The 11821-nt window shown below is 41.8% G+C and carries 8 protein-coding genes; 7 read left to right on the plus strand and 1 reads right to left on the minus strand.

Annotated elements, in window-relative coordinates:
• Nucleotides 1–5: 5 nt before the first annotated feature.
• Genes B4C08_RS00785 through hslU form a run of 6 tightly spaced genes read left to right on the plus strand, consistent with a single transcriptional unit; the run spans nucleotide 6 to nucleotide 6958 of the window.
• Nucleotides 6–740 (plus strand): tetratricopeptide repeat protein, encoded by a 735-nt coding sequence (locus tag B4C08_RS00785; protein WP_296662149.1) that lies wholly within the window; start codon nucleotides 6–8, stop codon nucleotides 738–740.
• Nucleotides 741–778: 38 nt separating this feature from the next.
• On the plus strand, nucleotides 779–1735 hold the full coding sequence (locus B4C08_RS00790) for a DNA-processing protein DprA (protein WP_296662150.1): 957 nt from the start codon (nucleotides 779–781) through the stop codon (nucleotides 1733–1735).
• 10 nt (nucleotides 1736–1745) lie between these two features.
• Nucleotides 1746–3941 carry a type I DNA topoisomerase gene (topA, locus tag B4C08_RS00795; protein ID WP_296662155.1) on the plus strand — a complete coding sequence of 732 codons (2196 nt, stop codon included), beginning with the start codon at nucleotides 1746–1748 and terminating at the stop codon, nucleotides 3939–3941.
• Nucleotides 3934–4857 carry a tyrosine-type recombinase/integrase gene (locus B4C08_RS00800; RefSeq protein WP_296662151.1) on the plus strand — a complete coding sequence of 308 codons (924 nt, stop codon included), beginning with the start codon at nucleotides 3934–3936 and terminating at the stop codon, nucleotides 4855–4857. Before topA ends, B4C08_RS00800 begins: the two co-directional genes overlap by 8 nt.
• A gap of 33 nt (nucleotides 4858–4890) precedes the next feature.
• Nucleotides 4891–5433: an ATP-dependent protease subunit HslV gene (gene hslV, locus B4C08_RS00805; RefSeq protein WP_295797227.1), complete on the plus strand. Its 543-nt coding sequence runs from the start codon at nucleotides 4891–4893 to the stop codon at nucleotides 5431–5433.
• 1 nt (nucleotide 5434) lies between these two features.
• Nucleotides 5435–6958 carry an ATP-dependent protease ATPase subunit HslU gene (gene hslU / locus B4C08_RS00810; RefSeq protein WP_296662152.1) on the plus strand — a complete coding sequence of 508 codons (1524 nt, stop codon included), beginning with the start codon at nucleotides 5435–5437 and terminating at the stop codon, nucleotides 6956–6958.
• A 90-nt stretch (nucleotides 6959–7048) separates the two neighbouring features.
• Here hslU and secA read toward each other — a convergent pair whose 3' ends face one another.
• Nucleotides 7049–9787 (minus strand): preprotein translocase subunit SecA, encoded by a 2739-nt coding sequence (secA, locus tag B4C08_RS00815; RefSeq protein WP_296662153.1) that lies wholly within the window; start codon nucleotides 9785–9787, stop codon nucleotides 7049–7051.
• A gap of 175 nt (nucleotides 9788–9962) precedes the next feature.
• Between secA and B4C08_RS00820 the strand changes: the two genes are divergently transcribed.
• A complete protein-coding gene (locus B4C08_RS00820; protein WP_296662154.1) occupies nucleotides 9963–11657 on the plus strand; it encodes an AMP-binding protein in 1695 nt (564 codons plus the stop codon).
• Nucleotides 11658–11821: the final 164 nt, after the last annotated feature.

Here is an 11821-nt window from a genome sequence, read left to right on the forward strand (position 1 = left end):
TTTTTATGAAAAAAATTATTAAAATTTCGTTTGCGCTTTTTATTGCTTTTGCGGCGATTTCTTGTTCTCCTTCTTATAATTCTGTAAAGCGAATGCAGCGAATTGAGGAAGGTGTTTCAAATCCTACGACAAAAGAAGAACTTGAGGAAGCTATAAAAAAATACGATGCCCGCGCAATGGATTTAGCTTTAACAGAAGGTCAGATTGGAATTTGGTATAAAATTCTTGGAACTCGTTATATTGACCAACAAATGTACGGAAAAGCTTTGGAATGTTTTCAAAAGGCTTTGTCTTATTATCCGGACAACGCAAATCTTTATTATTACGTAGGAAGCTGCGCAGGACACATGGCTAATGCGAGCCTTGATTTTGATGCGAAAGGAACTTCCTCAGATGAAGCGATAAAAAAAATGAATTATCTTCGGCTTGCGGAAAATTCGTATCTTCAGGCATTAAAAATTGATCCTAATTATTACCGTGTTTTGTACGGACTTGGAATTCTTTATGTTTTTGAATTCGGTCAGGGCGACAAGGCGGTTCCTTATCTTGAAAAATTCCTTTCTGTTCAAACTAGAGACACAAATGCAATGTTTGCTCTTGCAGGCGCGTATTATTTAACATATCAGTTTGACAAGGCAATTGAACTTTACGACAAGATTATTGAGCTAAAGCCCAATGCTGAAAAAGTTCAGGCTGCCCAGGAAAACAAAAAGAAATGCCTTGAACTTCAGTATAAATAAAATTTGCATTTTATAACAGTTTTTTATATCTTTTTCTTGTGGATATTTTAGACATTGCAATTTCATCAATAACATTCCTTTCTGCCAAAGAAAAAATTCTTTTAAAGAAAAATATTGACAGCATGGATAATCTTGCGTTACTGTCTATAGAAGAGCTTTCTACTATTATAGGCAGAAGTTTGGGAAGGGCGGTTTGGAATGGAAATGTTTGCAGGGCTTTCGCTGAAAAAAGTTTTAGGCTTGCAGAATCAAAAGGGATAAATTCCGTTTTTTATTATGAAGCGGAATTTCCTGCTATGCTTAGGACTATTCCAGATCCTCCTTATGCATTTTTTTACCGTGGAACTTTAGAAGCCTTGAAAAAGCCTTGTGTTTCTGTTGTGGGAACAAGACGTGTTTGTGAAAAGACTGCGCGTGCGGCTTTTGGCTTTGCAAAGGAGGCTGCTTTTTCCGCTCAGACTGTCATTTCAGGACTCGCGAATGGAATTGACAGTTTTGCTCATAAAGGTGCTCTTGCCTCTGGAATTTTACAGTCAACTGCGGCGATTCTTCCGTGCGGAATAGATACAGTTGTTCCGTATGGAAACAGAAGTCTTGCCCAGCAGATTGTAAAAGACGGTGGATTTATTGCAAGTGAATATGTTCCCGGCATTCCTGCTGAGCCTTGGAGATTTGTTCAGCGGAACAGGCTTGTGGCGGCATTGTCTTCATGCACTGTCGTTGTTCATGCTCCTGCTGGAAGCGGTGCTCTTATTACTGCTGATTTCGCCCTTGATTACAACCGTGATGTTGTTTTTCATTCGGCTGGATTTTGCAGTGAAGCTGAAAAAAATGGGCGTGGCGGAAAGAAAAATGTCCGTGCTTCTGAAAAGTTTATTGAGGAAGGAGCTCCGGTTATAGAAAACTATGCGGATTTTGTCGCGGTAAGAAAAAATGCTCCGGGATTTAAAGTCTGTAAAAATAAAGGACAGCTTGAATTTTTTGATTCGTGCTGACAGGTGGATTATGGCTGAAAAAACTGCTAAAAAAACATCGAAAAAAGAGACTAAAAAGAACACTCTGATTATTGTTGAGTCTCCTGCGAAAGCAAAGACAATTGAGCATTATCTTGGAACTGGCTACACGGTAAAGGCTTCTATGGGACATCTTATTGATTTGCCCAAAAGCCGCATCGCAATCGATGTAAATAATAATTTTCAGCCGGAATATATAACTGTCCGCGGGCGTGCAAAGCTTTTAAAGGAACTGCAAAAAGATGCAAAAAATTCTTCTGGCGTTTTGCTTGCATCGGATAATGACCGCGAAGGTGAAGCAATTGCTTGGCATTTGAATAATGCGCTCAAGGAAAAAACAGAAGCTCCTATACATCGCATTGTTTTTAATGAAATCACTCCGGTTGCAATAAAAGAATCTGTAAAAAATCCACGTGAAATAGACGAGGCAAAGGTAAATGCGCAGAAAGCCCGCCGTGTTCTTGACAGGCTTGTTGGCTATAATTTGAGTCCGCTTCTTTGGAAAAAAGTAAAAAATGGACTTAGCGCTGGTCGTGTTCAGTCTGTTGCGTTGCGTCTTATTTGCGAGCGTGAAAAGGAAGTTGAAGATTTTATTCCTGAAGAATATTGGTCTCTTGATGCGGATTTTGCAAAGGGAAAGAATAAATTTACGGCTCAGCTTGTCCAATACAAAGGAACAAAGCCTGAACTGAAAAATGAAAATGCTGTTAATGATATTATAAAAGAAATTCAAAACAGCGAATGCAAAGTTTTAGATATAAAGGAAACTGAAAAAACTGTTCGTCCAAAGCCGCCTTTTACGACTTCAAAACTTCAGCAGGCAGCGGCAAACAGGCTCAGTTTTACTTCAAGAAAAACAATGCAGATTGCCCAGCGTCTTTATGAAGGCGTGCAGATTGGAAACACGCGCGTTGGACTTATTACCTATATGCGTACCGATTCTGTCCGCATAAGCCAGACTGCTATAAATGATGTAAGAGACTGGATTGGAAAAAATTTTCCGGAGGATCTTCCTGCTGAAAAAATTGAGTATGCGGTTGGAAAAAGCGCGCAGGATGCCCACGAAGCAATTCGTCCGACTTATGTAAAGTATACTCCAGACAGCGTAAAGGAATATTTAACTCGTGAAGAACTTCGCTTGTATTCAATTATTTGGGAACGTTTTGTTTCGAGCCAGATGAACAATGCAAAGTCAAAGACAACCAGCGTTGATATTCAGGCTGGAGACGCTTTGTTCCGTGTGAGTGCAAGCAAGCTAAGCCACAAAGGCTTTTATAATGTTATAAAGACACTTTCTTCTAAAGAAGATGTAACCGGAAGCCTTCCATCTCTCAAGATTGGCGAAATTCTTTCAAGCGGAAAATTTTACCCTGAACAGCATTTTACTCAAGGCCCGGCCCGTTACACCGACGCTTCAATGGTAAAAACTTTGGAGGAAAAAGGAATTGGCCGCCCGTCAACTTACGCGCCTATAATTTCAGTTTTGCTTGACCGCTATTATGTTACACGGAATAATAAGCAGCTTGTTCCTACGATGCTCGGAAAAATTATCTGTAAAATTCTTGTGGAATCATTTCCCGATGTTATAAATGAGCAGTTTACTTCGGAAGTTGAAAATGATCTTGACAAGGTGGAGCAGAATGAGCTTGTCTGGAACAATATGATTGCGGATTTCTTTGGACCGTTTAAAAATCGTGTTGAAGAAGTCATGGAAAATCAGGAAAGTTTAAAAGGAACACTTGATGAGCCTACTGACGAAATCTGTGAAAAGTGTGGAAAACCAATGGTGAAAAAACTTGGCCGCTTCGGGTATTTTCTTGCCTGTTCTGGATTTCCTGAGTGCCACAATACAAAAAGTGTTCCGCTTGCAAAATGTCCGCGAAAAGGCTGCGATGGACATATCGTTGCAAGAAAAACAAAAGGACGCGGAAAAGAATTCTATGGATGCACAAATTATCCAGAATGCACATTTATTTCGCATTTTAAGCCGATTGACGTTTATTGCCCTAAGTGCGGATGGTTTCTTGTTGAAAAATATGACAAGAAAAACGGCTCATATAAAAGCTGTATAAATCCTGACTGCGACTATCTCCATTCAGCGGATGAAGCAGTTGCTGCTGAAGCTGCAGGAGAATTTGCAAAGGCAAATAAGGCTGATAAAGAGTCAAAAGAATCCCAAAATGCCTGAAACTCTCTTTGAATGTTCCGAAGAATTTTTGGTTTACCTTGGAAGTGTGCGCGGACTGTCTGAAAATACAGTTTTGTCTTACCGGCAGGATTTGGCTCATTTTTGCGAATTTTTTGGAAATGATAAATTGCCAGAAGAACTTACACTGGAAGATTTGCGGCTTTTTGTTGGAGAATTGAGCCGTAAAAAATATTCAGTGGCTTCTGTAAATAGAGTTATTTCCGCAGTCAGAGGATTATTTGCATATTTAAAGAAATTTGGTTATATTTCTAAAAACGTTTCTTATGAGCTAAAGTGTCTTCGCCAGCCTAAAACACTTCCGCGCTTTATGTCTCAGACTGAAATTGACAATGTTTGCCGTCAGCCTGAAAAAAAAGAACTTTTGTGGGCATCAAGGGACAAGGCGATTTTTGAAATGATGTATTCTTCTGGATGCCGTGTGAGCGAGCTTGCTTCCTTGAAATTTCAGGATTTTACAAGTGATTTTAAAAGCGCGATTGTTACTGGAAAAGGAAAAAAAGACCGCCGCATTTATTTTGAGCAGGACGCAAGAAACGCCCTTATGCTTTATTTGAAGGAACGGAAGGCAAGATTTCCGCAGGCTGAAAAAGGTTGTGCTTGTGAAGTAAGCAGAATTTTTTTAAGCCAGAAAGGAACTGCGCTTTCAGCCCATGGAATTTGGTATATTGTGAGCCGCTATACAGGAATTGAAGGGACCGGCAGCCATGTTTCGCCTCATGCTTTTAGGCATACTTTTGCTACAGGAATGCTTAATTCTGGCGCGGACATAAGAGTTGTTCAGGAACTTCTTGGACATTCCAGCATAAGCACGACTCAGCGTTATACTCATGTAACTTTGGAACGTTTAAAAAAAGTATACAGCCAGGCGTTTCCGCATTCAGGAAAAAAAGACTGAAATAGAAATTGTCTGCATAGGAGAATAAAAATTATGGGAAATGAAAATAAAATCCGCAGCACAACTGTAATTGCTGTAAGGAGAAATGGAAAAGTTGCTATGGCTGGAGACGGTCAGGTTACTATGGGAAACACAGTGATGAAAGGCAATGCTAAAAAAGTGCGCCGCATTTATGATGGCAAAGTTCTTACAGGATTTGCCGGAGCAACCGCAGATGCCTTTACTCTTTTTGATAAATTTGAAGAAAAACTCAAGACATTTAACGGAGACCTTACTCGTGCCGCTGTTGAGCTTGCTAAGTTGTGGCGCACAGAACGTTCAATGAGCAAGCTTGAGGCGCTTTTGCTTGTAGCTGATTCAAATAAAATTCTTTTGATTTCAGGAAGCGGAGACGTCATTGAGCCTGAAAACGATATTCTTGCGATTGGTTCTGGAGGAAATTATGCATACGCAGCGGCAATGGCTTATATGGAATCTTCCCAGTTTTCAGCAAAAGAAATAGCCCAGAAATCGCTTGCAATAGCAGGACAAATTTGCATTTATACTAACAGCAACGTAGTAGTTGAGGAGCTTTAATATGACTGAAGAAATCAAGGCGCAGTCGAATTCAAAAGGAATTCCAGACGGACTTACTCCAGCGCAGATTGTTGAAAAACTTGACAATTATATAATCGGCCAGCAAAAGGCAAAGCGTTTTGTTGCAGTTGCTTTGCGAAACCGCCAGCGTAGAATAAAACTTCCAGAAGAAATCCGGGACGAAGTTGCGCCAAAGAATATTTTGATGATGGGACCAACTGGAGTTGGAAAAACTGAAATTGCTCGCCGCCTTGCAAAACTTTGCGGAGCGCCATTCTTGAAAGTGGAAGCCACAAAATATACGGAAGTTGGCTATGTTGGCCGCGATGTTGAAAGTATGGTCCGCGATCTTATGGCAGTTGGCTATAACATGGTAAAGGCTGAAATGCAGGAGAAATTGCGTGAAAAATGCATTCCTATGGTGGAAGACCAGCTGCTTGATTTGCTTTTGCCTGGAAGTTCTGGCAAGAAAAAACGCAAGGATTCCTCTCCAAAAAGAGATGTCCATGTGCTTGGAAATATATTTGGTGAGTCAAGTCCGATTCAGGGAAGCTTGATTCAAGTTGATATTCCAAAAGAAAATCCTGTTCAAGAAGAGCTGCAAGAAGAAATTGAAGAAGATACTTCAACTCACGAGGATATGGCTTCTACACGTGAAAAATTCAGGACAATGCTCCGTGAGGGTAAGCTCGAAGACCGCATTGTGGAAATAACAGTTCACCGTCAGCCTTCATTTAGCATGAACATGATGGGAGCAAGCAATCCTGAAGACCTTGAAGAAAGCATAAACGGACTTCAGGAGCTTCTTTCAGGCGGAAGATCAAAAAGACGCAGTGTAACTGTTCGCGAAGCACGCCAAATTCTTATGGCGGATACTCTTGAGCGAAATACAGACAGTGACAAGGCTGCTGATGAGGCGAAAAAAAGAGTAGAGCAAAGCGGAATTATTTTTATAGATGAAATTGACAAGATTGCAACTCACGGTGGTGAAGGCGACCGTCAGGCAGTCAGTAGGGAAGGAGTTCAGCGGGACATTCTTCCTATTGTTGAAGGAAGCGATGTGAATACAAAATGGGGCGTGGTAAATACAACTCATATTTTGTTTATCGGAGCTGGAGCTTTCAGTGTATCTGCCCCTAGCGATCTTATCCCGGAACTCCAAGGTAGATTTCCTCTTCGCGTGGAATTGGAGCCGCTCAAAAAAGAAGATTTCAAGCGCATACTTACCGAGCCAAAAAACGCTCTTGTGAAGCAGTATGAAGCTCTTCTTGCCACTGAAGGCGTAACACTCAAGTTTGCGGACGAAGCTATTGACCGCATGAGTTTTATTGCGGAAGATGTAAATTCTCACAGTGAAAATATAGGCGCGCGCAGACTTCATACTATAATGGAAACTGTTCTTGAGGAATTAAGCTTTGATGCTGACCGCCATGCAGGTGAAACTATAACAATTGACAGCAAGTATGTTGATGAAAAACTGAATGGTGTAATCCAAAATCAGAATTTGGAGCGTTATATACTCTAGTCATTTTTATATTCTAAAGCAAACAAAAAAGGACTTGGAACTGTTTTTCAGAACCAAGTCCTTCATTTTTTTTTAGATGGAATTTATTGCTTAGGAATTTCTTCCGCAGCAGTTTTTGTATTTTTTTCCGCTTCCGCATGGGCATGGATCGTTTCTGCCTACTTTTGGAACAGATCTAGTTACTGTTACGCTTTGACCTTGCCTTCCGCTTTTCATTGCTGAATTCTGAGCGGCCTGTTGCGCGCTTCTTGCCATTGACTGCGCTTCCTGATGCTGTGCATTCATCTGGCGAGGCTGCTGGCGTGGAGGCTGAGAGCCGACTTGAACTTTTACCTTGAATACTCTGCTTGTTACAGAATCTCTTATGTTGTCAAGCATTTCGTCAAATTGATTGAATCCGTCAATTTTATATTCTGTGAGCGGATTTTTGCTTCCGTAAGAACGCAAGTGAACGGCTTCTCTTAGTCCGTCAAGGAATTCAAGTTGATCAAGCCATTTTTTATCAATCATCTGAATGTACTGGTAGCGGATAAACATATTCAGGCTTTGTTTTCCGGCAAGCATTTCCTTTTGTGTCAAGTCATTCTGAAGAGCCGCATCAACTCCTTCCTCTGTAAGCTGATCATAAGAAAGCTGCTGACCGAATGTGTTGTATATTTTGTCTGCAAGCGCGCTTTGTGATGGATTCCTTTCATGCTTGAACTCTTCGAAAATTTCAGAGACAGTTTCTTTTGCATTGTTCATAACTCTGCCGCTCAAGTCTTCGTCTACAAGAATTTCATCACGCTGGTCATAAATAAATTTTCTCTGCTGATTCAAAACGTCATCATAGTCAAGAAGATTTTTTCTTATTTCAAAGTTTCTTTCTTCTACTTTTTTCTGGGCTTTTTCAATTGAGCGGTTAAGCATAGGGTGATTTATTGGTTCTCCAGGCTGCATTCCGATTCTGCTCATAATGGCTTTCATCTTTTCGCCGCCAAACAGCCTCATAAGATCGTCGTCCATTGAAATGTAGAATTTGCTTCTTCCAGGGTCTCCCTGTCGTCCAGAGCGTCCGCGAAGCTGATTGTCAATACGGCGGCTTTCATGGCGTTCAGAGCCGATTACGTAAAGTCCGCCAAGGTTTTTTACTTCCTCGTAGTCTTTTTTCCACTGTTCCTTTTCAATTTTAAGAGCTTCATCAAACTGCTCCTGAGATGCTTCTGTTCCGACTTTTTTTCTTGCTCTAGTTTCAGGACTTCCGCCGAGCTTGATGTCTGTACCGCGTCCTGCCATGTTTGTTGCGACAGTTACGGCTCCTTTTGCTCCGGCTTCAGCAATAATCAAAGCTTCACGTGCATGGTTTTTTGCGTTAAGAACTTCATGGCGAATTCCTTTTCTTGTAAGAATTGCCGAAAGATGCTCTGATTTTTCTACGGAAACTGTTCCGATTAAAACTGGCTGGCCCTTTTTGTGCGCTTCTTCAACTTCTTTTGAAATCGCAATCCATTTGTCGCTTTCGTTCAGGTAAACTTCATCGTCTTCATCAATGCGGGCAACAGGCTTGTTTGTTGGAATTACGACAACATCTAGATTGTAAATTTTGTCGAATTCTACAGCCTCTGTTGCAGCGGTTCCTGTCATTCCAGAAAGCTTGTCATACATTCTGAAGAAATTCTGGAATGTGATTGTCGCAAGCGTTCTGTTTCGCTGGGCAATCTTTAAATGCTCCTTTGCTTCTATTGCCTGATGAAGTCCGTCTCCGTATCTTCTTCCTTCAAGAATGCGTCCTGTAAATTCGTCAACAATCTGAACTTGTCCGTCTTTTACAACATAATCAACATCAGGATGATAAAGTGTATGAGCCCTCAGCGCCTGTGTAAAATAATGCACAAATTCAAAATTTTGCTCGTCAAAAACAGTTGTTCCCGGCTCAATAAGATTGTGGGAAAGAAGTATGTCGTTTATTTTGTTCATTCCCTTGTCTGTAAATGAAACGCGCTTGCTTTTTTCATCCAACTTGTAGTCGCCTTCGAGAGCCGCGCGCTGTTCGGGAGTCATTTCAACTTCGTCTGGATAGTCGTTTGTCTTTGGATCTTTTTTGACTTCCGTGAACATTCCAATGTATTTGTCAACTTCATGGAATTTGAAAGTGTCGTCTTCGCCTTGTCCTGAAATGATAAGCGGAGTTCTTGCTTCATCGATAAGAATAGAGTCGATTTCGTCCACAATGCAGAAGTTGAATCCGCGCTGAACTTTGCGGGAAGCGTCAATCTGCATATTGTCACGCAAGTAGTCAAATCCGAACTCGTTGTTTGTTCCGTAAGTCAGGTCGCAGTTGTAAGCGGCTTTTCTTGCGTCGTTGTCCATGTTGCTTAAGATGCAGCCTACAGTTTGACCAAGGAATCTGTAGATGCGTCCCATCCACTGGCTGTCGCGCTCTGCAAGGTAATCGTTTACAGTAACAATGTGAACGCCTTTTCCGCTAAGAGAATTAAGGTAGGCGGCGCAAACGCACATAAGTGTTTTTCCTTCGCCGGTCTTCATTTCTGTTATTCTGCCGGAATGAAGGACAAGGGAACCCATGAGCTGGCATGGATATGCGCGCTCTCCAAGAACCCTTTTTGCCGCTTCTCTTGCCAATGCAAATGCATCCACAAGAATATCATCGAGAGTCTCGCCCTTTGCAAGACGCTCTTTTAGAATTTTTGTCTGTTCAGGAAACTGCTCGTCAGAAAATGCCTGTGCCCAGCTTTCTCTAGCTTCAATCTGTGCAACAACAGGCTTCAGTGCTTTTACAGCGCGGTCATTTGCCGAACCGAAAATAAGTGTTAATAATTTGTCAAACATAATGCAGTAAATATATAAAATTTTCTATATATTTGCAACTTTCTGAAACTTTGGCTGTCTAAGACTATAGTGATTTGAAGTTCATTTTCTGCGGAAGTATTTCGCTTGAAATGAATGACATTTTGTATTAAAATGTCATAAAAACTTTTTACCACACTGTTTTTAAGAGGAATATATGGCACTTTATCATGATTTTTTAGTTGAAGACAGAGAGTTTGCTTCCTACGATGACTTGAAGGCGCATTGCCGCTTGAAGGCTCCGGAAAATTTCAATTTTGCCTATGACATTGTAGACCGCTACACTGTTACAGAGCCGGGAAAAAGAGCTCTTGTGTGGTGCGATGATGACGGCGAAGAGCATACTTGGACATTCGAGCAGATTTCAGCTGATTCAAAGCGGACTGCATATTTTCTTGCTTCTCAAGGAATAAAAAAAGGCGATGCCGTTATGATGATTTTGCGCCGCCGCTACGAATGGTGGTGGGTAATGATGGCGCTTCATAGAATCGGGGCAATCGCAGTTCCGGCTACAGACCAGCTGCTTCAAAAAGACATCGAGTACCGCACAAACGCTGCGGAAATCAAGATGATTATTTCTTATGACAATCCGGCGGTTCAGTCTGAAATTGAAAAAGCTCTTCCAAATTCCCCGACTGTAAAAAAACTTGTTACTGTAGGACCTTCACGTGAAGGCTGGATTGACTTCCATGCTGAAGTTGACAAGTGCGTCCCAGAATTTCCGCGCCCGGTAGGAGATGCCGCAGTTCACAGCGAAGACCCTATGCTTCTTTACTTTACGTCAGGAACTTCAGGCTATCCAAAGATGGTTCTGCACAATTACCTTTATCCGATTGGGCATCTTATAACTGCAAAATACTGGCATGGAGTTCAGGACAATGGACTTCATCTTGCTGTTTCTGAAACTGGCTGGGGAAAAGCTGTCTGGGGAAAACTCTACGGACAGTGGATTTGCGGAAGCGCGGTTTTTGTTTACGATATGCACAGCTTTAAGCCGGACAAGATGCTTCAGAAAATCGCAAAGTACGGAATTACAACTTTCTGCGCGCCTCCAACTGTTTACCGCTACCTCATCAGGCAGGACCTTTCAAAGTACGACATCAGCAGTGTAGTGCGTTTTGCGACTGCGGGAGAAGCTCTTAACGGCGAAGTTTACAACAAGTTTATTGAGCAGACAGGAAAGAAAATCTACGAAGGCTACGGTCAGACTGAATCCACAATTATCTGCGGAAACTTTCTTGACGCTGTTGTTCGTCCTGGCTCAATGGGCCGTCCGTCTCCTGTTTATGACGTTTCTGTTGTAAATGCCAGCGGAAAACCTGTTCCTGCAGGTGAAGTCGGCGAACTTGTAATCCACTTGGATAAAGGACATCCGTTCGGGCTTCTTTCTGGATACTACCGCGATGTTGCTCTTACAGCTAATGCTTTTGACGGAGGCGTTTACCATACTGGAGACACAGTTTATATGGATGAAGACGGCTACGTTTGGTTCGTTGGAAGAAAAGACGACATCATCAAGTCTTCCGGATTCAGAATCAGTCCGTTTGAAGTTGAGTCTGTTCTTCAGCAGCATCCGGCTGTAATGGAATGCGCGGTTACAGGCGTTCCTGATGAAAAAAGAGGACAAGCTGTAAAGGCTACAATCGTTCTTTCTCCGGGATACGAGGCTTCCGAAGAACTTGAGCATGAACTTTTTGACTTTGTAAAGCACGAGACTGCGCTTTTCAAGTGTCCTAGAATAATTGAGTTTGTGCATGAGCTTCCAAAGACAATCAGTGGAAAAATCCGCCGTGTAGAAATCCGTGAAAAGGATGCCGGTGTAGATGTAGACAAAGTTAAGCAAGAATTCTAAGCCGGACAAAGCTTATAAAACTGCCGTCATTTTAGTGTAAAATGCTAATCTGGCGGCTTTTTTTTGTTCCGGGAGGCTTCGGCAGGCTGCAAAATGTTTTCTTAGTCCAAATGTCGAGTTTTGATAAGAACAGTAATTTAAGTGTCATTCCCGTGCTACGACAC

Source organism: Treponema sp. UBA753, from assembly GCF_002297325.1.
GTDB lineage: Bacteria > Spirochaetota > Spirochaetia > Treponematales > Treponemataceae > Treponema_D.